At 73.3% G+C, this 24,259-nt stretch carries 17 protein-coding genes and 1 tRNA gene; 16 read left to right on the top strand and 2 right to left on the bottom strand.

The features are described 5' to 3' along the window. Positions 1–17: 17 nt before the first annotated feature. The 6 genes from BM223_RS10730 to BM223_RS10705 all read left to right on the top strand — a co-directional run bounded on the left by BM223_RS10730 (position 18) and on the right by BM223_RS10705 (position 6,899). Positions 18–578, top strand: a complete 561-nt coding sequence (locus tag BM223_RS10730; RefSeq protein ID WP_038677888.1) for a PPA1309 family protein — start codon at positions 18–20, stop codon at positions 576–578. Continuing rightward, the gene (locus BM223_RS10725) at positions 571–3,510 is read left to right on the top strand and encodes a UPF0182 family membrane protein (protein ID WP_038677889.1); all 2,940 of its coding nucleotides are present in this window, start codon (positions 571–573) and stop codon (positions 3,508–3,510) included. Before BM223_RS10730 ends, BM223_RS10725 begins: the two co-directional genes overlap by 8 nt. Positions 3,511–3,592: 82 nt before the next feature. Continuing rightward, on the top strand, positions 3,593–4,213 hold the full coding sequence (locus BM223_RS10720) for a trimeric intracellular cation channel family protein (RefSeq protein WP_038683965.1): 621 nt from the start codon (positions 3,593–3,595) through the stop codon (positions 4,211–4,213). Positions 4,214–4,264: 51 nt separating this feature from the next. Next, a tRNA-Met gene (locus tag BM223_RS10715) sits at positions 4,265–4,338 on the top strand. A 178-nt stretch (positions 4,339–4,516) separates the two neighbouring features. Next, entirely contained in the window at positions 4,517–5,758 is a 1,242-nt protein-coding gene (locus BM223_RS10710; RefSeq protein ID WP_038677890.1) for an alanine racemase, read from the top strand. Beyond that, the gene (locus BM223_RS10705) at positions 5,736–6,899 is read left to right on the top strand and encodes a M20/M25/M40 family metallo-hydrolase (RefSeq protein WP_052138412.1); all 1,164 of its coding nucleotides are present in this window, start codon (positions 5,736–5,738) and stop codon (positions 6,897–6,899) included. Before BM223_RS10710 ends, BM223_RS10705 begins: the two co-directional genes overlap by 23 nt. Here the strand turns inward: BM223_RS10705 and BM223_RS10700 are convergent. After that, positions 6,883–7,728 (bottom strand): M55 family metallopeptidase, encoded by an 846-nt coding sequence (locus BM223_RS10700; RefSeq protein ID WP_038677891.1) that lies wholly within the window; start codon positions 7,726–7,728, stop codon positions 6,883–6,885. The genes BM223_RS10705 and BM223_RS10700 overlap by 17 nt on opposite strands. 110 nt (positions 7,729–7,838) lie before the next feature. Here BM223_RS10700 and BM223_RS10695 point away from each other — a divergent pair, with 110 nt between their 5' ends. The 10 genes from BM223_RS10695 (at position 7,839) to BM223_RS10650 (ending at position 23,098) form a co-directional block, all read left to right on the top strand. Continuing rightward, a complete protein-coding gene (locus BM223_RS10695; RefSeq protein ID WP_038677892.1) occupies positions 7,839–9,452 on the top strand; it encodes a PucR family transcriptional regulator in 1,614 nt (537 codons plus the stop codon). A 146-nt stretch (positions 9,453–9,598) separates the two neighbouring features. After that, positions 9,599–11,146 (top strand): ABC transporter substrate-binding protein, encoded by a 1,548-nt coding sequence (locus tag BM223_RS10690; protein ID WP_038677893.1) that lies wholly within the window; start codon positions 9,599–9,601, stop codon positions 11,144–11,146. Then, positions 11,143–12,165: an ABC transporter permease gene (locus BM223_RS10685; RefSeq protein WP_200887098.1), complete on the top strand. Its 1,023-nt coding sequence runs from the start codon at positions 11,143–11,145 to the stop codon at positions 12,163–12,165. Before BM223_RS10690 ends, BM223_RS10685 begins: the two co-directional genes overlap by 4 nt. 1 nt (position 12,166) lies before the next feature. After that, the gene (locus BM223_RS10680) at positions 12,167–14,002 is read left to right on the top strand and encodes a dipeptide/oligopeptide/nickel ABC transporter permease/ATP-binding protein (protein ID WP_052138413.1); all 1,836 of its coding nucleotides are present in this window, start codon (positions 12,167–12,169) and stop codon (positions 14,000–14,002) included. Next, positions 13,999–14,808, top strand: coding sequence for an ABC transporter ATP-binding protein (locus tag BM223_RS10675; protein ID WP_038677894.1), 810 nt, complete (start codon positions 13,999–14,001; stop codon positions 14,806–14,808). The genes BM223_RS10680 and BM223_RS10675 overlap by 4 nt, the downstream gene beginning before the upstream one ends. Next, positions 14,805–18,131 carry a serine hydrolase gene (locus tag BM223_RS10670; RefSeq protein ID WP_038677895.1) on the top strand — a complete coding sequence of 1,109 codons (3,327 nt, stop codon included), beginning with the start codon at positions 14,805–14,807 and terminating at the stop codon, positions 18,129–18,131. The genes BM223_RS10675 and BM223_RS10670 overlap by 4 nt, the downstream gene beginning before the upstream one ends. Beyond that, a complete protein-coding gene (locus tag BM223_RS10665) occupies positions 18,128–18,961 on the top strand; it encodes a hypothetical protein (RefSeq protein WP_038677896.1) in 834 nt (277 codons plus the stop codon). Before BM223_RS10670 ends, BM223_RS10665 begins: the two co-directional genes overlap by 4 nt. Next, complete coding sequence (menC, locus tag BM223_RS10660; protein WP_038677897.1) at positions 18,962–20,104, top strand: o-succinylbenzoate synthase; 1,143 nt, start codon at positions 18,962–18,964, stop codon at positions 20,102–20,104. Further along, positions 20,101–21,657, top strand: a complete 1,557-nt coding sequence (locus BM223_RS10655) for a GMC family oxidoreductase (RefSeq protein WP_038677898.1) — start codon at positions 20,101–20,103, stop codon at positions 21,655–21,657. Before menC ends, BM223_RS10655 begins: the two co-directional genes overlap by 4 nt. Before the next feature lie 22 nt (positions 21,658–21,679). Then, positions 21,680–23,098: an aldehyde dehydrogenase family protein gene (locus tag BM223_RS10650; RefSeq protein WP_038677899.1), complete on the top strand. Its 1,419-nt coding sequence runs from the start codon at positions 21,680–21,682 to the stop codon at positions 23,096–23,098. A 6-nt stretch (positions 23,099–23,104) separates the two neighbouring features. Here BM223_RS10650 and BM223_RS10645 read toward each other — a convergent pair whose 3' ends face one another. Then, positions 23,105–24,157: a serine hydrolase domain-containing protein gene (locus tag BM223_RS10645; protein WP_052138414.1), complete on the bottom strand. Its 1,053-nt coding sequence runs from the start codon at positions 24,155–24,157 to the stop codon at positions 23,105–23,107. Positions 24,158–24,259: the final 102 nt, after the last annotated feature.

Raw genomic sequence — 24,259 nt, 5'->3', positions numbered from 1 at the left:
ACGAGCGGACCACAGCCATGGACTACGACCTGGACGTCGACCCGGCCCTCGCGGCCGCCGTCCTCGAGATCGAGAAGCACCAGGCCCGGGTGGGCTGGGACCAGCCGGCGCGCCTCTACGCGCTGGTCGACACCGGCCGGCTCGTCGCCCAGGAGCCGGTGCTCGCCTCCCAGCTCGGGCTCGACACCCCCGCCGAGCAGGGCTCGATGACGCCGATCGAGCAGGACGAGCTCCCGCCCGGCCAGCAGCTCGAGGAGGTGCTGCCCGGCATCGTGTGGCCCGGCGTGGTCCGCGGCTGCGCGGCCGTCGTCGAGCGCCTCGTGCTGCCGCCGGCCGCCGACGGCCAGGTTCCCGACGACCCGGCGGCCGCGCTCGAGTTCGCGCGCGAGCACCCGGACGCCGAGGAGGTGCGCATCGTGGCCGGCGTGACCCGGCACGGTGCCGCCTACTGCGCACTGCGGATGCGCAGCGATGACCATGACAGCGCCGTGATGGGCGGGACCGACCTGGTGCCCGGCCTGATCGAGCTGCTGCGCAACACCCTGCTGGACGACGCGGAGGACGAGCCCGATGAGTGAACTGTTCGACGAGGAGCCCGAGCGCCCCGCGCCGGAGCGGCCCGGCCGTCGTACCCGCGCGCTGGTGATCACCGGCATCGTGCTGGTGGTCGGCTTCTTCCTGCTCAGCGCCTTCGCGGGCATCTACACCGACCGGCTCTGGTACTCCGAGGTCGGCTACAGCCAGGTGTTCAGCACCCTGCTGTGGACCCGGATCGGCCTGTTCGTCGCGTTCGGCGCCCTGATGGGCGGCGTGGTCGCGCTCAACATGTACCTGGCCTACCGCAGCCGCCCGATCTTCGGCCTGCCCGGCAACGACGGCGTCGACCGCTACCGCGACGCGGTGACCCCGATCCGGACCTGGCTGCTCGCCGGCGTCGCGGTCGTGGTCGGCATCTTCGCCGGCACCTCGGCGATCGGCCAGTGGCGCACCTTCATGCTGTGGCGCGAGGGGGAGTCCTTCGGCAAGCAGGACCCCTACTTCAAGAAGGACATCTCCTTCTACGTCTTCGACCTGCCGTGGTGGAACTTCGTCATCGACTTCGTGATGGCCGTGGCCATCGTGGCGCTGATCGCGACCGCCGTCGTCCACTACCTGTACGGCGGCATCCGGCTCCAGGCCCAGCACGACCGGCTCACCCCGGCGGCCCAGGTGCAGCTCTCGGTGCTGCTCGGCGTCTTCGTGCTGACCAAGGCGGTCGACTACTACCTCGACCGCTACGACCTCGTCACCGACGACCACCGGCTCTTCACCGGCATGAACTACACCGGCGAGAACGCCCTGCTGCCCGCACGCAACATCCTCGTCGGCGTCGCGCTCATCTGTGCCGTGCTGTTCTTCCTCAACATCTGGCGCAAGACCTGGCAGCTGCCGTCGGTGGGCCTGGCGCTGCTCGCGCTCTCGGCCGTGCTGCTCGGCATGATCTGGCCGGCCATCGTGCAGAACTTCCAGGTCAAGCCGTCCGAGGCCGACAAGGAGAACTCCTACATCAAGGCCAACATCGACGCCACGCGCGAGGCCTACGGACTCAGCGGCGTCGACACCACGACCTACCAGGGCATCGCCTCCGAGGAGACGTCCAAGGCCGACGGCACCAAGGTCCTCGAGCAGCTGACCACGACCCCCGTCGTCGACCCGCTGCAGGTCCGCGAGACCTTCCAGCAGCGCCAGCGGATCCGCGCCTACTACTCGGTGCCCGCGGTGCTCGACGTCGACCGCTACCAGCTCAACGGCAAGGAGGTGCCGCTCGTCCTCGGCGTGCGCGAGCTCGACCAGAGCGGCATCCAGGCCTCCGACCAGAACTGGTCGAACCTGCACACCGTCTACACCCACGGCGAGGGACTCATCGCCGCCTACGCCAACGAGATCGCCATCAACGACGAGGCCAACGGCCGGATCGTGTGGGCCGAGGGCGTGCGCGGCGAGGGCGACGAGGGCAGCCGCGACCTGACCGACGCCGAGCCGTTCGAGACCCGCGTCTACTACGGCGAGCAGAGCCCGTCGTACTCGATCGTGGGCAAGGCCAGCAAGGACGCCAACAACGTCGAGCTCGGCCTGGCCGACACCGTCAGCGACGACCCCGACGACCAGCGCACGACGTACGACGGCAAGGGCGGCGTCAAGGTCGGCAGCACCTTCAACCAGCTGATGTACGCGATCAAGTTCGGCGAGCCGAACTTCCTGCTGTCCGGGCGCGTCAACGGCAACTCCAAGGTCCTCTACAACCGCACGCCCACCGAGCGCGTCGAGAAGGTCGCGCCCTGGCTCACCGTCGACGGCGACCCGTACCCGGCGGTCGTCGACGGCAAGATCGTGTGGATCATCGACGGCTACACGACCACCGACCGCTACCCGAACTCCCAGCGCGAGTCGTTCGACGCGATGATCGACGACTCGCTGCAGCAGGACACCGGGCTGCAGACGATCCCCACCGACGAGATCAACTACATGCGCTCGGCGGTGAAGGCGACCGTCGACGCGTACGACGGCACGGTCACCCTCTACCAGTGGGACGAGACCGACCCGATCCTCAAGACGTGGATGAAGGTCTTCCCCGGCGCGGTGGAGCCCAAGTCGAAGATCGACCCCGAGCTGATGGCGCACCTGCGCTACCCCGAGGACATGTTCAAGGTGCAGCGCTTCCAGCTCGCCAAGTACCACGTCACCGACGCCGGCGAGTTCTACTCGGGCAACAACCGCTGGGAGGTCCCCGAGGACCCGAACGTCACCCGCGAGGTCTTCCAGCCGCCGTACCGGCTGTTCTCGACCGGCGTCGACGGCACGAACGACTGGTCGCTCACCTCGGTGTTCAAGCCGCGCGGCGCGCAGAACACGTTGGCGTCGTACCTGCAGGTGAACTCGGACGCCACCTCCGACGGCTTCGGCAAGCTGCGGCTGCTGGAGATGATCGACGAGAACACCCCGGGCCCCGGCCAGGTCGCCAACCAGATGCAGCAGGACGACGAGGTCGCCTCGAAGCTGCAGCAGTACCGCGTGCAGGGGGCGACCCCGCCCCGGTTCGGCAACCTGCTGACCCTGCCCGTCGCCGGGGGACTGGTCTACATCCAGCCCGTCTACGCCGCCCGCAGCGCGACCTCGGCCTTCCCGATCCTGCAGTACGTGATCGTGAAGTACGGCGACAAGGTCGGCATCGACCGCGACCTGCCCGGTGCCCTGGCCGACGCCCTCGGCGTCGATCTCGACACCCCCGGTCAGCCCGCCGAGCCCGGCACGCCCACGCCGGGCGAGCCCGGCACGCCCACCCCTGGCGAGCCGGCCGGCGACCTGAACGAGCAGATCACCGCAGCGCTGCGCAATGCCGAGACGGCGTTCACGGCGGCCGAGGCGGCCCAGAAGGAGAACAACACGGCGGAGTGGGCCAAGCAGCTCGGCATCGCCCAGGACGAGGTCGAGAAGGCCGTCAAGCTGGCCGACGAGCGCGACAAGAAGTAGCGCACCACGCCCACGACGGGCCCGCCCGCCCCAGGTCGCCCTGGTGGCCGGCGGGCCCGTCGTCGTGCGGGATCATGGCGGCATGCTGCTCACCCTCGACCTGGTCGGGATCTTCGTCTTCGGGATCTCGGGCGGGCTGGTCGCCGTCCGCAACCAGCTCGACATCGTCGGTGTCGTCGTCCTCGCGATGGCGACCGGCCTCGGCGGCGGTGTCCTGCGCGACGTGGTGATCGGCGCCGTCCCGCCGCCGGCCGTGGCCGACTGGCGCTACCTGCTCATGCCCGTCGTCGCCGGCCTCGTCACCTTCGCCTGGCACCCGGCCTTCGGCCGCGTCGAGCGAGTGATCAACGTGTTCGACGCCTTCGGTCTCGGCCTCTTCTGCGTCGCCGGCGCCCTCAAGGCCCAGGAGTTCGGCCTCGGCCCCGTCCCGTCCGCGGCCCTCGGCATGGCCACCGGCGTCGGCGGCGGCATCGTCCGCGACCTCCTCGTCGGACGGGTCCCGGTGATCTTCCGGTACGGCGAGCTCTACGCCATCCCGGCCCTGGCCGGTGCCGCCATCGCCGCCACCGGCTCCGAGCTCGGGGTCGCGCACGGCGTCATCGCCGCCCCGGCCGCCCTGGTCACCATCGGGTGGCGACTGCTCGCGGGCTGGCGGGGATGGCGGGCGCCGGTGCCGCGGATGTCGCCGCCGCCGTCGTCGTAGGCACCCCGATTTGGTGACCTCGGGGGTGGCGGGTAATGTTCTGTTCACCGACGCGGGGTGGAGCAGCTCGGTAGCTCGCTGGGCTCATAACCCAGAGGTCGCAGGTTCAAATCCTGCCCCCGCTACAAAGCTCAGGCCCGGAATCCACGGATTCCGGGCCTGAGGCCTTTTTGGGATCTGACCTCGGCGGTCGTCGTGCGGACGACCGAAGGCCGCCCGCTCTCTTCGTGCGGTCGTACGGGCGCGGGCAGCCCGCGGCCCGCCAGACTGGACCCCGTCCGGCAGGGACGCGAGGAGGTGGGCATGACCGACGAACGGGTCACGTGGCGCGACCGGGGGTTCCCCGACGGCGACGTGCCGCTCACCGAGGTCGGGGCGCAGGGGTGGCGGCTGCTCGACGGCGACTTCGTGCTGCCGATCGTGGCGCTGCGGGCCACCGCGCTCGAGCGCAACCTCGCCCTGATGGAGGGGTACTGCCGCCGGCACGACGTTCTCGTCGCGCCGCACGCGAAGACGACGATGAGCCCGGCGCTGGTCGCCCGGCAGATCGCCGCGGGTGCGTGGGGGGTGACGGTCGCCAACGTCCAGCAGGCGCGCGTGTTCATCACCGCGGGCGTCCGTCGCGTCCTCGTGGCGAATCCGGTGGTCGGCGCGGCCGACCTCGGCTACCTCGCCGCGTGCCGGCGGGCCGATCCCGGCTTGGAGGTGATCCTCCTGGTCGACTCGGTCGAGGGGGTCGCCCTGCTCGCCGACCGGGCGGTCCCGGACCCGGCCGATCAGCGGCCCCTCGCGGTCCTGCTCGAGCTCGGGTACGACGGCGGGCGCGGCGGCGCGCGGACAACCGAGGAGGCCGTCCGGGTCGCCGAGGCGGTTCGCGCGACGGCCGGGCTGGAGCTGGTCGGGGTCGAGGGGTTCGAGGGTCTGGTGCCCGGCGCGGACGACGCCGAGCGCCGGGGGCGTGCGGCCGACTTCCTCGCCTGGTCGGCGGAGGTCGTCCACCGGCTGGTGGAGGACGGGCTGCTGCCCGCCCGTGGCGTCGTCGTCTCCTTCGGTGGCAGCTCGTACTTCGACCTGGTGGTCGACCGCTTCCGCGCGCGCTGGACGGGGGAGCGGGTGGAGGTGCTGCTGCGGAGCGGCTGCTACCTGACGCACGACCACGGCCTCTACGCGCGGACGTCGCCCTTCGTGGGCGAGGAGCCGCCGCCGCTCCCCGCGCTCGAGGTGTGGGCCGAGGTGCTGTCGCGACCCGAGCCCGGTCTGGCGATCCTCGGTGCCGGCCGTCGCGACGTGTCGACCGATGCCGATCTCCCGCTGCCGGTCGCGGTCCGGCACCGCGGACGCACCCGGCCCGCCGGCGGCCTGCGGGTCACGGCGGTCAACGACCAGCACGCGATGCTCGCCGTGCCTGACGACGTCGCGCTCGAGGTCGGCGACCTCGTGTGCCTCGGCGTCTCCCATCCCTGCACGACCTTCGACAAGTGGCGGCTCCTCCCGGTCGTCTCCGACGAGTACGAGGTGACCGATGCCGTCCGCACCTACTTCTGACAGCGCCCGGACCGGCGACCGCTCGGGCCCCGACCTCGCGACCTTCCTCGCGGACGTCGAATGCCTCGTCCAGGTCGAGTCGCCGTCGTCGGACCACGCCGCCGTGGCGCGGTCGGCACAGGTCGTCGCCGACCTGGTCGAACGCCGGCTCGGCAGGCGCCCCGAGATCGTCCGCATCGACGGCGTCGACCACGTCCTGCTGCGCGGCGGGCAGCCCCGCGTCCTGCTCCTCGGCCACCACGACACGGTGTGGCCCGTCGGCACCCTCGCGGAGCTGCCGTTCGCCGTCGAGGACGGCGTCCTGCGGGGCCCCGGGTGCTTCGACATGCTCGTCGGCGTCGCGCAGATCGTGCATGCCCTGGCGGCCCTCCGCGCGCGGCACGGAGACGCGGTCCTCGACCAGGTCACCGTGCTGGTGACGGGGGACGAGGAGGTCGGCTCGACGACGTCGCGCGCGCTGGTCGAGGCCGAGGCCGGCCGGTGCGCGGCGGCGCTCGTCCTCGAGGCGGCCGGTCCCGGCGGCGCCCTCAAGACCCAGCGCAAGGGAGTGTCGCGCTACGACCTCGAGGTCCTGGGACGGGCGGCCCACAGCGGCCTGGAGCCGGAGCGCGGGATCAACGCGACGATCGGCGTCGCCCGGCTGGTCCTCGCGCTGGCGGACCTCGCCGACGCCGAGGCGGGCACGACGGTGACGCCGACCCTGATGGCCTCCGGCACGGCGGCCAACACGGTGCCGGCGCGGGCGACGGTCGCCGTCGACGTCCGGGCGCGGACCGTCGCCGAGCAGGAGCGCGTCGACGTGGCGATCCGGGCGCTGTCGGCCGGCGTCGAGGGCGCGCGCCTGCAGGTGCACGGCGGCATCAACCGGCCCCCGCTCGAAGCGGAGGCCTCGGCCGGCCTGTTCGCGCGGGCAGCGCGCCTGGCGGAGACCCTGGGCCAGCCGCCGCTCGTGAGCATGGCGGTCGGAGGTGCCTCGGACGGCAACCTCACCGCCGGGGTGGGCGTGCCCACCCTCGACGGGCTCGGTGCCGTCGGTGGCGGGGCGCACGCCCGCGACGAGCACGTCGAGGTGAGCTGGATCGGGCCGCGGACCGAGCTGCTCGCGGCGCTGGTGCTCGACCTGGTCAGCGACGGTTCGTGAGCGCTTGACGCGCCCGCTCGCTGCTCAGCGCCAGCTCGTACAGCACGGTGATCAGGCCCAGCACCTCGTCGGCACCGTCGAGGACCGCGGCGATCGTCCGGTCCGTGGTGCGGGTGCACCCCGGGATGCAGGCGCCCAGCTCGGCGGCGACGGGGGAGGGCATGTCGACCTCGAGCCGCAGCGGCGTCCGCGCCACGGGACGCGGCAGCGCGTCGGCTCCCGCGACGGCGCGCGCGGCGCCCTCGCGCACGAGCTCGCGCGCGACGCTGGGGGCGACGGTGTTGGTCGCGGAGAAGCCGTGGGCGTCCTTGACCGTCACGATCGTCGCGCCGGCCAGGACGTCGGAGGCGATCGCGCCGATGACGTCGTCGCCCGTGACCAGCCCGACCGGCACGCCGAGCGAGGCCGCGTAGAGCGCGTTGACCTCGGCCTCGGACACCTGGGCGCCGTCGATGCGCACCTCGCCGAAGTAGGCCGAGAAGGTGTGCGCCAGCACCCCCGGGGCGCCAGCCGGCGCGTGGTACCCGACGAACAGGGCGACCGCGCAGTCGTCGGTGAGGCCCTCGGCCATGCACTGCGCCTTGGGGGCGCCGAAGACGAGCCGGGCGCGGGGGTCGAGGCGCTCGTGCAGCAGGTTGTCCATCGTCCCGTGCGAGTCGTTGACCAGCACGCTGGTGGCGCCGCCGTCGAAGGCGCCCGCGATCGCCGCGTTCGCCTCCTCGGTCATCAGCTCCTGGGCCCGGCCGTAGCCGGAGCCGCCCCGGACGATCTGGTCGAGGGTCGCGATGCCCGCGACGCCCTCCATGTCGACAGAGATGTAGACCTTCACCGCTGGCTCCTGCGCTCGTCGTACGGGACCCCGCAATTGTGCGGGACCGCGGGGTGGGCGTGATGGTGCGATCGACCGAAATCCCTGGAGGGCGGCTGTACCGTCGTCCCATGCCCGCGCCGGCCCTCTCCACCAGCCTCGGGCGCCTGACCGAGCGCCTGGGCTCCACGCTGCTGACGTTGGAGGCCGGCCGGCACCAGGCCCGCCGCACGGTCTCGACCGTCGTGCTCCACGACCCGTTGGACCCGCCGGAGATCACCCGGGACGCGATCGTGCTCGGCGTGGCCGTGGCGACCGACGAAGACCTCGCGGACCTGGTCCGGTCGGCGGGCGAGGCGCGCGCGGCGGCCCTGATCGTCCGCGAGCCGCTCGCCGTGGGGCGCGAGGTGGCGGCGATCGCCGAGCGGCGGGACGTCTCGGTGTTCAGCCTCGTCCGGGGCGCGTCCTGGGTCCAGGTCGCCACCCTGCTCAGCGGCGCGCTCAACCTGGGGCCGGACGGCCCCGACCACGGCTCCGGCGACTCCGGCCGCGACCTGTTCACCCTCGCCGACTCGCTGTCGGCCCTGCTGGGGGCGCCCGTCACGATCGAGGACCGCTCGTCGCGCGTCGTGGCGTTCTCGGCCGACCAGGTGGGGACCGACGAGCCCCGCCGGCTCACGATCCTGGGCCTGCAGGTGCCGGAGGAGTACAGCGCGCACCAGCGCACCCAGGGCGTGTTCCCGTTGATCTACGGCTCCGAGCGCCCGATCTTCCTCGCCGAGCCCGCGCCGGGCACCCTGCCCCGGATCGCGATGAGGATCCAGGCCGGCGACGAGGTGCTCGGGTCGATCTGGGCGGTGAGCCCGGAGCCGTTCGACGCCGAGCGCGAGCAGGGCATGATCGAAGCCGCCCAGGTCGTGGCGCTCGCGATGCTCCGGGCCCGGGTCAGTGCCGACGCGGCGCAACGGCTCGCCGAGTCGCTCGGGTCCCAGCTGCTCGCCGGGGGCTCGGGGGCCCGCGAGGCCGCCCAGCAGCTCGACTTCGCGTCGTCGCCCGCGTGCGTCGTGACGCTCGGGCCCCTCGTGGACGACGACGAGATCCGCACGGTCGCGGACACCCAGCGCGCTGCCGCGGCGCTGCGGATGCACCTGCGCTCGGTGTACCCGCGGGCGATCACCGTCCCGCTGGGAGGCCTGGTCCATGCCGTCGTGCCGCTGCGCTCCGCGGACGAGCGGACGCTCACCGCGGTGCAGCAGACCGCCGCCGAGTTCGTCGGGCGGCTCGACACGTCGACGGAGTTCTGCGCGGGGATCGGCGGCATCGTCGCGGACGTGCGCGACCTGGCGGCCTCGCGCCGCGATGCGGAGGCGACGCTGCGGGTGCTGCGCGCCCGGCCGGACGGCGAGCGCCGCGCCGCCCGCTCGACCGAGGTGCAGGTCGAGGCGCTGATGCTCCGGATCCGCGACTCCCTCGCGGCCGACGGCATCGAGCTCGGCGGGCCCCTCGTCGCGCTGCGCGCGTACGACGAGGCGCACGGCAGCGAGCTGGTCGCGACCCTCACCGCCTGGCTCGAGCGCTTCGGCGACGTCAGCGCCGCGGCGCGCGACGTCCACGTGCACAAGAACACCTTCCGCTACCGGCTCGAGCGGGTGGAGGCGATCGCGTCGATCGACCTGCGCGACCCGGACACCCGGTTCGGCCTGATGCTCCAGCTGCGGGTGGGCGCCGGAGCCCGGCCAGCCTGAGCCCGCTCGGCCGGCGCCGTGGGCGTTCGTGCGATCGACCGAGAGTCGGCGTGACGTGTCGGTCGAACGACCGATGAGAAGGGTCGCTCCCGTCGGCGAGAGTGTGAGCCGAAGCACTTCTCTCGTCGAACAAGGGCGGTCCCCGCATGAAGACACCCACTGTTTCCCTCGCCGCGCTGCTGCTCGCCGCGTCGGCCCTCGCGGCCTGCGGTGGCGGCTCGGACGCAGACGGAGGCGAGTTCGCGACCGACGGCACCTTCGCGGTCGCGGTCGACTCTGATCCCGGCGACCTCAACCCGCTGACGACCAACCTCGTCAACGCCCAGATCGTGGGCTTCTACTCCTACGACACCCTGCTGGACGCCGACCCGGAGACGGGTGAGCTGCAGCCGTTCCTCGCCGAGAGCTGGACGGAGAGCCCGACGAAGGTCACCTACACACTGCGCGACGACATCACCTGCGCCGACGGCACGCCGTTCACGGCCGAGACCGCCGCGGCGAACCTGAAGTGGATCATCGACCCGAAGAACGAGTCTCCTCGCCTGGAGTCGGTGGTGCCGGGCGACGCCACCATCACCGCCGAGGGCAACGTCCTCACGGTCACCACGCCGACGCCGCGTCCCTTCATGGTCTACAACCTCGGCGCCCAGCAGCTGGTCTGCGACGCCGGTCTGGCCGACCCGAAGAGCCTCTCGGCCGGAAGCAACGGCACCGGCCTATTCGTGATCGACAAGGTCGTCGCCGGCGACTCGATCACCCTCAAGCGCCGCGAGGGCTACAACTGGGGACCGAAGGACACGACGAGCGAGACCCCCGGCGTTCCCGAGACGGTCACGATCAAGATCGTGCCCAGCCCCTCCACGGCCGCGAACCTGCTGCGCTCCGGCGGCCTCAACGCCGCGGTCGTCAGCGGCAAGGACGAGAAGCGCCTGGGCGACCTGAAGTCGCAGGCCTCCCCGTCCACCTCCGGCATGATCATCTACAACCACAACGCGGCCGTCCCGACCGCCGACCCCGCCGTGCGCCGGGCGTTGACCCAGGCGGTCGACCTCGACGTGCTGACCGACATCCTCACCGACGGCAAGGGCGAGCGCGCCACGTCGCTGCTCGGCGAGGACCCCAGCCTGTGCACCTACGACACCGTCGAGGGCCACCTCCCGACGTACGACCCCGAGGCCGCGGCCGGCGCGATCCGCGCGGCAGGGCCGGTCGACATCACGCTGGTGTACGACAACGCGACGGCCGCCCGCAGCGCCGCGGCCGAGTACGTCGCCAAGCAGTGGGAGGGCGCCGGGGCGAAGGTCAAGCTCGACGGCGGTGACGAGAACTACGTGATCAGCCGGTCCTTCGCGACGGACGACCCGACGAGCTGGACCGCGACGCTGGGCCTCAACCTGCAGTCCGGCACGCCGGCGATCTTCCCGCAGTACCTGTCCGGACCTGCGGCGCCCGAGGGCACCAACTTCGCCGGCATCGACAACAAGGCCTACCGCGACCTCACGAACGCCGCCGCGGCCCAGACCGGCGACGAGGCCTGCGCGACCTGGGGGAAGGCCGAGGCCGCCCTGTTCGACGCCGCCGACCTGGTCCCGGTCTCGGTCACGCCGTACAACATGTACTTCAACGGCGCGACGGCGATCGTCCGTCCGGTCGGCGGGATGCTGCCCGGCGCAGCGATCCGCGTCCTCTCGTGACCACGCCTCCGGCGCCGACCCTGCTGACGGGTGCTCCGGCACCCGTCAGCGGGGGGCGCTCCCGCTCCCGAGGCGGTTCCATCGGGTCGTTCCTCCTCCGCCGCCTGGTGCGGCTGGCCGGATCGGTCGTCGCCCTCGTCACGCTCGTCTTCGTGATGGTCCGGCTGATCCCCGGCGACCCGGTGCGCAACGCGCTCGGCACCAACGCGACTGCCGCCGTCGTCGAGGCGCGGCGCGAGAGCCTCGGGCTCAACGACCCCCTGTGGCAGCAGTACCTGGACTTCTGGAAGGGCCTGCTCGCCTGGGACCTGGGCGACTCGTTCTCGCTCCACCTGCCCGTCACGACGATCATCGACCAGCGGCTGCCGGCCACCCTGGAGCTCGCGTTCCTGTCGCTCGCCGTCGTCCTCGTGGTCTCGATCCCGCTCGGCATCGTCTTCGCGGCGCTCACCCGCGGCGGTCGCCGGCCGGGCGTGGACGTCGCCTACACCTCGATCAGCGGCCTCCTCTCGGTGATCCCGGAGTTCCTCACGGGCGTCGCCCTCGTCTACCTGTTCGCGGTGCAGACCACCCTGCTCCCCGTGGCCGGTCGTGGCGGCCCGGACTCCTACATCCTCCCGGTCGCCGCGCTGTCCCTCGGCGTCACGGCGGGCGTCTCCCGCATCGTGCGGGTCGAGGCGCTGACCGTCTTCTCCCAGGACTACGTCCGCACCGCCCGCGCCAAGCGGATGTCGCGGCGCCGCCTCTACCTCCGCCACGCGCTCCCCAACCTCGTGACGCCGGCCCTGACCGTGGGCGGCCTCGTGCTGGGCTCGCTCATCGCCGGCACGGTGCTCGTCGAGACGATCTTCTCCTGGCCCGGCCTGGGCCTGACGATCATCGACGCCGTGCGCAGCAAGGACTTCCCCCTCGCCCAGGGGATCGTGATCGTCTACGGCCTGATCGTCCTCGTCGCGAACCTCGTGATCGACGTCGTCCTGGTGTGGCTCGACCCGCGCTCGGCGCTCAAGGAGACCTGACATGACGATGCCTCGCGACCTGCCGGCCGCCGCCCCGGCCGGACCCCGCCGCCGGCGGGGCGCACTCCTGAGCACCCTGCGCTCGCCGCTCGGGATCGTGGCCTCGCTGTTCCTCCTGACGCTCGTCGTCCTGGCCGTGGTGGGGCCCCTGCACTGGGGCGAGACCGCGAAGGTCGCCGAGCTGACCAGGCTCTCGGAGGGCCCGAGCGCCGATCACCTGCTGGGGACGGACGCCGGTGGGCGGGACGTGCTGGCCCGGATGCTCACCGCGACCCGGCTCTCGGTCCTGACCGCGGTGCTCGCCACCCTGATCGGAGTGACGCTCGGCGTCGTGCTCGGCCTGATCCCGATCGTGGCCCCGCGCTGGATCGCCCGCGCCGTCAACGCGGCCCTGGGCGTCGCCCTCGCCTTCCCGTCGCTGCTGCTCGCCATCGTGGTCTCGGTCGTGCTCGGAGTGGGGGCGGTGAGCCTGACGCTCGCGATCGGTCTCGCCATGGCGCCCGCCTACGCACGCCTCGCGCAGACACTCGGCTCGTCCGTCGCCGGCCGCGACTTCGTCGCCGCGGCCCGCATCCTCGGCGTCGGCCGGTTCCGCATCCTGACCCGGCACGTGCTGCCCAACGTGCGCGACCCGCTCATCGTCAACGCCAGCATCGGAGCGGGGACCGCTCTCGTGGCCGCGACCGGCCTGTCTTTCCTGGGGCTCGGCGTCCAGGCGCCGCGCTACGACTGGGGCCGGATGCTCAACGAGAGCCTCGAGGGCATCTTCGTCAACGCCGCGCCCTCGCTCGGCCTGGCGGGGGCGATCGTCTTCGCCGGCGTGACCTTCGCGCTGGTCGGCGAGACGCTGTCGCGGGCGTTCGGCCTGCACCAGCCCTCGCGGCGGCTGTGGCGCCGGCTCCGACGGCGTCCCGCGAGCCCGGGCGAGCAGGCCGCCCCGCTGAGCGTGGTGGACGACCCCGTGCTGCGGGTGCGGGACCTGAAGGTCAGCGCGCCCCGGGGTGACTGGTGGGCCACTCCCGTCAGGGGAGTCAGCTTCGACATCGGACGGGGCGAGGTCGTCGGCGTGGTCGGCGAGTCGGGCTCCGGAAAGTCGCTCACCTGCATGGCCGTCGCGGCCCTGCTCGAGGAGCCGCTGGAGGTCACCGCCGACTCGGTCTGCTTCGACGGCACCGAGCTCGTCGCCGGTGGGCGGGTCTCGGGCCAGACGTCCGGCGAGCTGGCTCGCCGGCTGGGCACCCGCATGGGCTTCGTCTTCCAGGACCCCTCGACCTCGCTGAACCCGGCCCTCCACGTGGGCACCCAGGTCGCCGAGGTGGGCCTGCTGCACGGTGGCCTGAGCCGCAGCGCGGCGCACGAGCGTGCCGTCGACCGGCTCGACGCCGTCCGGATCCCCGATGCCGCGCGGCGGGCGCACCAGTACCCGCACGAGTTCTCCGGCGGCATGCGCCAGCGCGCGATGATGGCGATGGCCCTCATGGGCGAGCCCGCACTGCTGATCGCGGACGAGCCGACCACCGCGCTCGACGTCACCGTCCAGCGCGAGGTGATGGCACTGCTCGCCGAGATCAACGAGGTCAAGGGCACGGCCGTGCTGTTCGTCTCGCACGACATCACGCTGGTCGCGTCGTTCTGCACCCGGGTCCTGGTCATGTACCGGGGCGCGATCGTCGAGGACCTCTCCACCGCGGACCTCGCCGCCGGACGTGCCCAGCACCCGTACACCCGTGCCCTGGTGGAGGCCGTCCCGCACCTCGATGCCGAGCCCGGCGCCGAGTTCGCGACGATCGCCGAGGGTGCGGACTTCCCGACCGAGCCGGTGAGGAGCCGATCGTGACCGACCTGGTCCTCGAGAACGTCCACGTGCGCTACGGGAGCGGGGCGTCGGCGCACGACGCCGTGCGCGACGTCAGCCTGACCGTCGGGAGCGGCCGGATCGTCGGTCTGGTGGGGGAGTCCGGCTCCGGCAAGTCGACCCTGGCCCGGGCCGTCGTGGGCCTGCACGAGCCGCATGCCGGCCGCATCCTGGTGGGCGGGACCGACGTCGTCCGCGCCCGGGGCCGCGAGGCGGCCATCCGTCGCGACGTCCAGATGGTCTTCCAGGACGCGAGCTCCTCCCTCGACCCACGCATGACGGTGGGGGCGTCGGTCGAGGAGGCCCTGGCGGTGCGGGGCACCGTCGCACGGGGCCGGGCCGCGCGTCGGGCCGAGGTCGCCCGGTTGCTGGAGACCGTCGAGCTCGACCCGGCCCGGGCCGGTGACCTGCCCTCGCAGCTCTCGGGCGGTCAGCGCCAGCGCGTCGCCGTCGCCCGCGCGCTCGCCGCGTCGCCCCGGGTCCTCCTGGCCGACGAGATCACCTCAGCGCTGGACGTCTCCGTTCAGGGCACCGTGCTCAACCTGCTCCGCAAGGTGCAGCGCGAGCTCGACCTCACCGTGCTGTTCATCAGCCACAACCTCGCGGTCGTGCGTCAGCTCTGCGACGAGGTCGCGGTGATGAAGGACGGCCGGCTCGTCGAGGCGGGACCCACCACCCGGGTCATCGACGCACCCGAGCACCCCTACACCCGCGACCTGGTCGACGCCGTGCCCCGGCTCGCCGCCCCCGTCGACACCCCCACCCTGCACCGAGGAGCCGTCTCATGACGCCGCGCGCCCCCCGTCCCGACGACCTCGACCGGCTCGTCACCGTGACCGAGACGGCGATCCGCCCGGACGGCTCCGCCGTCGTCGTGGCCCGGCGCGAGGTCGCGGCCGGCCGCTCGGTCACCTCGTTGTGGGAGATCGGCGAGGACGGCGCCCAGCGGCGCCTGACGCACGGCCCCGACGACGGCGGCCTGGGGATCGGCGCGGCCGGGCTGCTCTTCCTGCGGCCCGTCGACGGCGTCCCCCAGCTGCACCTGCTGCCCGAGACGGGCGAGCCGGTCCAGCTCACGAGCCTGCCGCTCGGGGCCGGACGGCCCGTCGCGGACGCGACCGGCCGCCGGATCGCGTTCCTCGCCCCGGTCGAGCGCGGGGCGGGCGACCCGCAGGCGCCGATCGTGGTCGACACCCTCGACCAGAAGGCCGACGGCGCCGGATGGACCGGCAGCGTGCGCCACCAGATCGTCGTCCTCGACCTCGACGACGGGAGCACCCGCCAGGTCACCGACGGCGACGAGGACGCCGGCGAGCCCGCGTGGTCGCCGGACGGCACCCTGCTCGCCTACACGGCCGGGACCTCGCCGCGCGCCGACGTGGAGCGCGAGCGCGCCGTCCACGTCCTCACCGTCGACGACCCGCTCAGCCCTCCGCGAGTCGTCGGGGCAGCGACCGGCGTGACCGGCCCCCTCCTCTGGACGCCGGACGGCGGCTCGGTGGTCGCCGTCGGCTATCCCACGATGGCCATCGGGCACGCCCGTCTGCTCCGGCTCCACCTCGACGGCCGCCCGGACGAGGACCTCACCGCCGGCCTCGACCTCAACGTGATGCCGGGTGCCGTCGGCTACCCCGGTGGCCGGCCCGCGCTGACCCACGACGGCCAGGACGTCGTCTTCTGCGCCCGGGACCGCGGCTGGACCCACCTCTACCGGGTGGCCCTCGCCGGTGGCGCACCCCGCCCGGTCGTCGCCGAGGAGCACCGGGTCGTCTCGGCCCTGTCGGTGGCGGCGCAGAGCAGCCGCGCCGCCGTCGTCGTCACCAGCCAGGAGTCCTTCGGGGAGGTCGCGCTGGTGGACCTCGCCACGGGCGACCACCGCGAGCTCACCACGCTCACCCGCGACGCGCTCCCGGACGTCGAGCTGCTGCGGCCGGAGCCGCGGTCGTTCACCATCAGCGACGGCACGGTCGTGCACGGCTGGATCCTGGCGGCACCCACGACGGAGGGCCCGGCTCCGCTGCTGCTGGACATCCACGGCGGGCCGCACAACGCGTGGAGCGGCGTGGCCGACGACATGCACCTCTACCACCAGGTGCTCGCCCACCGCGGCTGGCGCGTGCTGACCCTCAACCCTCGCGGGTCGGACGGCTACGGCGAGGACTTCCTGACCGCGGTGTTCGGGGGATGGGCCCAGGTCGACCTGCCGGACTTCCTCGAGCCCGTCGACGCCCTGGTCGCCGAGGGACTCGCCGACCCGGACCGGCTCGCGGTCACCGGCTACAGCTACGGCGGTCTGTCGACCTGCGCGCTCACCGCGCACACCGACCGGTTCGCGGCGGCGGTGGCCGGTGGTCTCCTGTGCGACTTCGCGGCGGTCGCCGGCCAGCGGCTCGTGCCGGAGGGGTTCTTCTCCGCGGCGACGGCCGGGCTCGAGCCCACCGACGTCGTACGCCTCACCGAGCTCTCGCCGATCGCCCGGGTGGGCCGGGTCACCACGCCGACGCTCGTGCTGCACGGCGAGCGCGACGAGACCTGCCCCAGCACCCAGGCCCAGGAGTGGTTCTCGGCGCTGCGCATCCAGGGCGTGCCGACCCGGCTCGTCGTCTACCCCGGCGCCGGTCACGTCTTCGTCGCCGCCGGGCCCGTCGAGCACCGCATCGACTACCAGCGCCGAGTAGTGGAGTGGGTCGAGAGGTACACCCGCACGGGCCACCGCACACCGTCCACCGCGGTCGCGCCGGCGGCTCGCGACGCCGCCGCGTGGCAGCGCCGCCTCGACCTCCTGCGGGACCGGTACGGCGTCGTCGGCGCGCAGCTCGGCATCGTCCAGCTCGGTGCCGGCGAGGGCGCCGGCGTTCTCGACCGCGTGACCGTGTCGTCGGGCGTGCTCGACGTCTCGACCGGCGTCCCCGTGACCGACGACGCGGTCTTCCAGATCGGGTCGATCAGCAAGGTGTGGACCACGATGCTCGTGCTCCAGCTCGTCGAGGAGGGCCGGCTCGACCTCGACGCCCCCGTGCGCAGCGTGGTGCCGGACTTCCGGCTCCGCGACGACGACGCTCCGACGATCACGGTGCGCGAGCTGCTGCACCACACGAGCGGCCTCGACGGCGACCTGTTCACCGACACCGGTCGCGGCGACGACTGCGTCGCGAAGTACGTCGAGCTGCTGAACGGCACCGACCGGCTGCATCCTCGGGGGGAGCGGTTCTCGTACTGCAACTCCGCCTTCGTGGTCGCGGGCCGCATCATCGAGGTGCTGCGCGGCGCCACGTGGGACGAGGCCCTGCGGAGCCACCTGATCGAGCCGCTGGGGCTGGCTCACACCTTCACGTCCACCGACGACGCGCCGCGCTTCCTGACGGCGACCGGGCACGACGGGGCGGGGGCGTCCGCGGTTCCCGTGAGCACGTGGGGGATCCCGCGCTCGATGGGCCCGGCCGGGCTGATCAACGCCAGCATCGGCGACCTGCTCACGTTCGCCGAGACCGCTCTGCGCGAGGGTCTCGCCCCGAACGGCACCCGTATCCTGTCGGCCGAGAGCGCCCGCCTGATGACGGTTCCCCACGTCGACCTGCGCACCAGCGTGGTGGGGAAGACCGGGTGGGGGCTCGGCTGGTTCCTGCAGGACTGGCAGGGGAGCAGCGTCTACGGGCACGACGGCGGCACGATCGGCCAGCGCGCGTACCTCCGGATCTTCCCGGACAGCGGGCTCGCGGTGGCGCTGCTGACCTCGGGAGGCCGCTCCGACGGGCTCTACCGCGAGCTCTTCGACGACGCCGCGCGCACGCTCGACGGCGGCGCGCTGCACACCGTGGCGGTCCCGGACCCGACGACGGCCCCCGCGCCGCTGGCGGGCTCGTGGGAGTCGGCCGGCTTCGTCGCCGACATCGCGCCGGCCGACGGTGGGCTCCGCCTGAGGCTCCGCGAGCGCATGGGCTACGCCGGCGGCGCCGATCCCGACCGCGTCCGCGATCTCGCGCTGCACGCCTCGACCATCCCCGGTGTCTACACCTACACCGGCGACGAGATGGCAGGGGCGGAGGCGGTCCGCCCGGTCCCCGGCGGCCTCTACCACGGCCACCGGTTCCTGCGTGAGGTGCGCGGATGACCAGCGAGGCGTCCGGCGTGCATCCCGGGAGCGGGGTCGCGGAGGACGACGCGACGCGCACGGAGCTCCGCATGCTGCACCTGCCCTCCGACATGGTCGCGGCGACCGAGCTCGTGGCCAGCGTGTGGCAGGTCGACGTCAGCCAGTCCCACGTCAACCCCGGGCTGCTGACCGCGCTGGTGCATGCCGGCAACTACGTGGCGGGCGGGTTCCGGGGCGCGGAGCTGATGGCTGTCTGCGTCGGCTTCTTCTACGCGCCGCACGAGCAGGCGCTGCACTCCCACCTGGCGGGCGTGCGGTCCGACGCCATCGGGACCGGCTGGGGCAACGCCATCAAGCGCCACCAGCGGGACTGGTGCCTCGAGCGCGGCGTGACCCGGGTGACGTGGACCTACGACCCGCTCGTCGCCCGCAACGCGTACTTCAACGTGCACAAGCTCGGGTGCACGATCGACGCCTACCTGCCGGACTTCTACGGCGTGATGGGGGACGGCCTGAACCACGGGCAGCCCAGCGACCGGGTGCTCGCGGTGTGGGACCTCGAGCGGCCCGGCCCGCGGCCACCTGCCCCCCGCGGTGCGCAGCCCCCGGTCGCCGTCCTGTGGTCCGAGGGCGGGCGCCCCGTCCTCGACCCACGACGGGCCCTCGGCGTGGGCACCTGCCGGGTCGAGGTCCCGAACGACATCGAGCAGGTCCGCCGGACCGATCCCGGCCTGGCCGTCGCCTGGCGCCTGGCGCTGGGGGAGGCGCTCGGCACCCTGCTCGCCGACGGCTGGACCGTCACCGACTTCGACCGACGAGGTCACTACACCCTGACGAGGAGCAACTGAATGCACATCGAGCGCGTCGAGCTGATCACGGTCCGGATGCCGCTGGTCCATCCGTTCACGACGTCCTTCTCGACCCAGACCGAGCGCCGTCCGCTGCTGGTGCGGGTGACCGCGTCGCGCGACGGGAGCACGGTGACGGGCTGGGGCGAGTGCGTGGCGCTGGCCGACCCGTCGTACTCGCCGGAGTACCTCGACGGGGCGCGCGAGATCCTGCGCCGCTTCCTGGTCCCCTCGCTCCTCGCCTGGCAGGCCTCCGGCCGTGCCGTGACCGCGGAGGTCGTCGCCACGGCGACCGAGCACGTCGTGGGCCACCGGATGGCCAAGGGCGCGCTCGAGATGGCCGTCCTGGACGCCGGCCTGCGGCTGGACGGGCGTTCGTTCGCGACCCACCTCGGAGTCACCCGGACCGAGGTGCCGTCCGGCGTCAGCGTCGGGATCGAGTCGTCGATCCCCGAGGTGCTCGCCCGCGTGGGGGGCTTCCTCGACGAGGGGTACGCCCGGATCAAGCTCAAGATCCAGCCCGGCTGGGACATCGAGCCGGTCCGCGCGGTCCGCGAGGAGTTCGGCGACGTGCCCCTGCAGGTCGACGCGAACACGGCGTACCGCCTGTCCGACGCGCCGCTGCTGCGGCGGCTGGACGCCTTCGACCTCCTCCTCATCGAGCAGCCCCTGGCCGAGGACGACCTGCGGCAGCACGCGCTGCTGGCCCGGCAGATCGCGACGCCGATCTGCCTCGACGAGTCGATCGTGTCGGTCGAGGCCGCCGCGGACGCGATCGCCTGGGGCGCCACGAGCGTCATCAACATCAAGCCGGGGCGGGTGGGCGGCTACCTCGCCGCGCGCCGCATCCACGACCTCGCCCGGGCGCACGGCATCGCCGTGTGGTGCGGCGGCATGCTCGAGACGGGCATCGGGCGCGCCGCCAACATCGCGCTGGCCGGCCTGCCGGGGTTCACCCTGCCCGGCGACGTCTCGGGCTCCGACCGCTTCTACGCCCAGGACATCACCGACCCCGTCGTGATGAAGGACGGCGTGGTCGCGGTTCCGGACGGTCCCGGCTTCGGCGTCGAGCCGATCGCCGACGTGCTCGAGGAGCTCACCGTCGACGCCGTCGACGTGACGGCGGAGCTCGCCGGCGCATGACGGGGAGCGAGCCGGCCCCCGAGGTCATCGTCGTCGGCGCCGGCTCGGCCGGCTCCGCGCTGGCCGCGCGGCTGGTGCGGTCAGGCCGCCGGGTCCTGCTGCTCGAGGCCGGCCGCGACTACCCGGCGTCCGAGCTGGCGGGGTCCTGGCGCTCGCCGAACCCGGTCGCCGCGCTCGTGGACCCGGGTGGCGAGGAGCTGCTCTGGGAGGACCACCTGGCCTCCCGGACGGCGGTGCAGGAGCCGTCGCTGTACTGGCGCGGCAAGGGACTCGGAGGGAGCTCGGTCGTCAACGGGCAGATCGCGATCCGCCCGCCGGTCGAGGACTTCGACGACTGGGCGGCCGACGGCTGCACCGGCTGGTCCGCCGACGAGGTGCTCCCGTACCTGGCCGCCCTCGAGTCCGACCAGGAGTACGGCGACCAGCCGGCCCACGGTGCGCACGGCCCGATCCCGGTGCACCGCTACCCCGAGGAGGCCTGGGGAGCGGTCGACCGCGCCCTGCGCGACGCGGCGCTCGCCGCCGGCCGGCCGTGGGCACCGGACGTGAACGCGCCGGGCGCCACCGGCGTCTCGCCGTACCCGGTCAACTCGGTCGACGGCCTCAGGGTGTCCTGCCACGATGCCTACCTCGAGCCGCTGCGCGGCCACGACCTGCTCACGATCAGGGGCGAGGCGCTGGTCGACCGGGTCGAGCTGGAGAGGGGCCGGGCGGTCGGCGTACGGCTGGCGGACGGCGAGGTGCTCCGCGCCGACAGCGTCGTGCTGTGCGCGGGCGCCACGGCGACGCCGTCGATCCTGATCCGCTCCGGCATCGGGCCCGCGCCGCACCTGTCCGAGCTGGGCATCACGGTGCAGGCGGACCTGCCGGTGGGCGAGGGCTTGCAGGACCACCCGATGGCGTTGATCGGGATCCCGCTCACGCTGGCGGCGACGGCGGGACCGCGCGACCGCCACACGAACTGCTGCATCCGCTACTCCAGCGGGATGACGCCGGACACCCACGACATGATGATGGTGGCGCTCAACCAGAACGCCCTCGCCATGGCCTCGGCCGAGCCCCGCGCCGGAGCCGGCGCCGTGGGGGTGTTCGTCAACCGGACCTACTCGCGCGGCACGCTTCGCCTGCGCGGGACCGATCCCCGGAGCCAGCCCGCGCTGTCCTTCAACATGCTCGACGACGACCGCGACGTCGATCGGCTCGCCGTCGGGCTGCGCCAGCTCGCGGAGCTCGTGGAGAACCCCGCCTTCGGCGAGATCACCGCCGGCGACCTGTGGGCGGCGAACGCCCCGGTGCGGGCCGCTCTCGACGGACCCGAGGCCGGGCTGCGCGCCTACCTGCGGGCGACGGCCGTCGACACCCAGCACGCGACCAGCACCTGCCGGATGGGCGATCCTGCGGCCGCGACGACGGTGGTCGACCCGGACGGCCGGGTGCTGGGCATCGAGGGCCTGCGCGTCGCCGACGCGTCGGTCTTCCCGTTCGTACCGCGTGCCAACACCCACCTGGCGAGCGTGCTGGTCGGCGAGCTGCTGGCCGCCCGGCTGGCCTGAACCCTGGAGACGAGGAGTTGCCGTGAGGCACCTGCAGCACCTGATCGACGGCCGGGCCTTCGCCTCGACCGACCCCGAGACCCGCCCCGTGGTCGACCCCGCGACCGAGGAGGTCGTCGCGCACATCCCGGTCGGGTCCGCCGAGGACGTCGACGCCGCGGTGCGCTCGGCCGTCCGTGCCCAGCCCGGCTGGGCCGCGCTCGACCTCGCCGAGCGGCTCCTTCTCCTCGCGAGGGTCGCCGACGCCGTCGAGAAGGAGGCTGCCGACCTGGCCCGGCTCGAGAACCTCGAGATGGGCAAGCCGGTTCCCCTCGCGGAGCAGTTCATCGCCGGCGGCGTCGCGGGTTGGCGCCAGAGCCTCGAACGGGCCCGCCGCTACTCCTTCGTCACCGACGTGACGGTGCCGGGAGAGCCCGGGCGGACGATCGTGGACCGTCGACCCCTCGGGGTGGTCGGGCTGATCATCCCGTGGAACTTCACGGTGACCTCGATCCTCAGCAGCCTGGCCCCGCTCCTCGCGTCGGGCAACACCGTCGTGCTCAAGCCCTCGGAGAAGTCACCGTTGTCGGCGGCCCGGTTCGCCGAGCTGCTCGACCTCCCGCCCGGCGTCGTCAACCTGGTGCACGGCGACGCGCGCGCGGGCCGGCCGCTCGCGTCCCACGACGACGTCGCGCTCCTGCACTTCACCGGATCGGTGGAGGCCGGCCGCTCCGTGGGTGTCGCCGCGGCGGCGCGGCTCAAGAGGTCCGTCCTCGAGCTCGGTGGCAACGACCCCGTGATCGTCGACGCCGACGTGGACGTCGCCGCGACGGCGGCTGCCGTCGCCTTCTCCTCGTTCGTCAACAGCGGCCAGATCTGCACCTCCTCGGAGCGCGTCTACGTCCACCGCGCCGTGGCCGACGAGTTCGTCGCCGCGCTGGTGGCGGCAGCGGGGGACTACCCCCTCAACGCCGACCGGAACGGGTCCGGTCTCGGGCCTCTCGTCGACGGCGCGCAGCGCGACCTCGTGCACGCGCACGTGAGGGACGCCGTCGCGCTCGGCGCGACCGTGCGCTGCGGAGGCGAGCTCCCGGAGGGGCCCGGGTTCGGGTACCCGGCCACGGTCCTGACCGGCCTCACGCCGGAGATGCGGGTGATGCGGGAGGAGACGTTCGGTCCGCTCGCGCCGGTCGTGGTCGTCGACTCCTTCGACGAGGCCGTCGAGCTCGCGAACGGCACCGGGTTCGGGCTCGCCGCGACCGTCTACACCCGCGATCCCGGCCACCAGCGGCGTGCCGCGGACGTCCGGGCCGGGATCGTGTGGATCAACGCCTGGCAGCAGACCGGGGCCGAGGCGACGTACGAGCCGTGGGGCCTGAGCGGCGTCGGCGCCGACGGGGCCGACGCGGCGTTCGACGCGGCGACCCGGCCCGTGACGGTGCACCTGACGGACGCGGGCTGAGCGCCGTCAGGCGCTCTCGGCCGCGAGGTGACGACGGACCAGCGCGGCCAGCGTGTCGGCCGCGTTGGTCTCGTCGCTCGCCCTGTCGACGTTGGCGAGCACGACGATCGTCCTCCCGGTGGCGGGCTCGTGCCCGGCGAACGCCTGGAAGCCGGGCAGCTGCCCGTTGTGACCCCAGATGCCGCCGAAGTTCGCGATGCCGAGGCCGTAGGCCCACTCCGTGTCCGGCACCGGGATGGCCGTCAGGCGCGCTGCCTGGGTCTCGGCCGTGAGCAGGTCGCCGCGCACCAGCTCCTCGGCCAGCAGCACGAGGTCGGCCGCGGTGGAGATCGCGTTGCCGGCCGTCCATCCCCACGACGGGTTGATGTCCGTCGCGTCGACGAGCTGGTCGCCGTCGCGCAGGTAGCCGCGGACGGTGGGGTCCGGGAGGTGCCTGCCCTCGGGGGTGCGCGCCGGCAGCGCGGTGTCGCTCATGCCCAGCGGGTCGAGGACGAGCCGGCGCGCGAGGTCCTCGACGAGCTCGCCCGTCACCTGCTCGACCAGCATCCCCAGCAGGATGTAGCCCGCGTTGCAGTACTCCCAGGAGGTCCCGGGGGCGAAGTGCTGCTCGCCGGTGAAGGCGAGGTCCAGCAGCTCGCGCGGCTCCCACACCCGCTCGGGAGCTGCGAGCAGGGTGTCGAGGAACTTCTCGGTCGTGTACTCGGGCAGACCGGAGGTCATGTCGAGCAGCCGGCGCACGGTGACCCCGCTCGGCACCGGGAGATCGGGCACGAGGTCGCGGACGTCGTCGTCCAGACCGAGGTCGCCGCGCTCAACCAGGCGGAGGACCACGGTGCCGACGATCGTCTTCGTCACGCTCCCCACGCGCAGCACCGAGTCGACCGCCAGGGGCGTGCCGGCCGCGAGGTCGCGGACCCCCAGGGCGGCGGACGAGCGGGCGCCGTCCGAGGTCCGGACGGCCACGATCGCGCCCGGGATGCCGAGTCGACGCCGTTCGGCGTCGAGCGTGTCGAGGAAGGTCGAGGTCAGCACGGGCAGGTCGGTGGACGGTGACGTCATGGCCCGATTGTCCCGGCTCACCGCACGCGCTGCATGGTGCGAACGTCCGACAGCACCGCGCGGTTCTCGGTCGATCGGCCGATCTGTGGCGGGGGCGCGTCT

This window comes from Pimelobacter simplex (assembly GCF_900114845.1).
GTDB classification, from domain to species: domain Bacteria; phylum Actinomycetota; class Actinomycetes; order Propionibacteriales; family Nocardioidaceae; genus Nocardioides; species Nocardioides simplex.
Note: the sequence above shows the minus strand (reverse complement) of the source record. Positions and strands in the feature narration are given on the sequence as shown.

Coding starts and splice junctions, on each gene's coding strand:
- BM223_RS10695 (WP_038677892.1), top strand. CDS start 7,839: ATGCCCGCGCCGGCCCTCTCCACCAGCCTCGGGCGCCTGACCGAGCGC.
- BM223_RS10705 (WP_052138412.1), top strand. CDS start 5,736: ATGCCGTCCGCACCTACTTCTGACAGCGCCCGGACCGGCGACCGCTCG.
- BM223_RS10710 (WP_038677890.1), top strand. CDS start 4,517: ATGACCGACGAACGGGTCACGTGGCGCGACCGGGGGTTCCCCGACGGC.
- menC (WP_038677897.1), top strand. CDS start 18,962: ATGCACATCGAGCGCGTCGAGCTGATCACGGTCCGGATGCCGCTGGTC.
- BM223_RS10645 (WP_052138414.1), bottom strand. CDS start 24,157: ATGACGTCACCGTCCACCGACCTGCCCGTGCTGACCTCGACCTTCCTC.
- BM223_RS10690 (WP_038677893.1), top strand. CDS start 9,599: ATGAAGACACCCACTGTTTCCCTCGCCGCGCTGCTGCTCGCCGCGTCG.
- BM223_RS10665 (WP_038677896.1), top strand. CDS start 18,128: ATGACCAGCGAGGCGTCCGGCGTGCATCCCGGGAGCGGGGTCGCGGAG.
- BM223_RS10680 (WP_052138413.1), top strand. CDS start 12,167: ATGACGATGCCTCGCGACCTGCCGGCCGCCGCCCCGGCCGGACCCCGC.
- BM223_RS10725 (WP_038677889.1), top strand. CDS start 571: ATGAGTGAACTGTTCGACGAGGAGCCCGAGCGCCCCGCGCCGGAGCGG.
- BM223_RS10730 (WP_038677888.1), top strand. CDS start 18: ATGGACTACGACCTGGACGTCGACCCGGCCCTCGCGGCCGCCGTCCTC.
- BM223_RS10720 (WP_038683965.1), top strand. CDS start 3,593: ATGCTGCTCACCCTCGACCTGGTCGGGATCTTCGTCTTCGGGATCTCG.
- BM223_RS10655 (WP_038677898.1), top strand. CDS start 20,101: ATGACGGGGAGCGAGCCGGCCCCCGAGGTCATCGTCGTCGGCGCCGGC.
- BM223_RS10670 (WP_038677895.1), top strand. CDS start 14,805: ATGACGCCGCGCGCCCCCCGTCCCGACGACCTCGACCGGCTCGTCACC.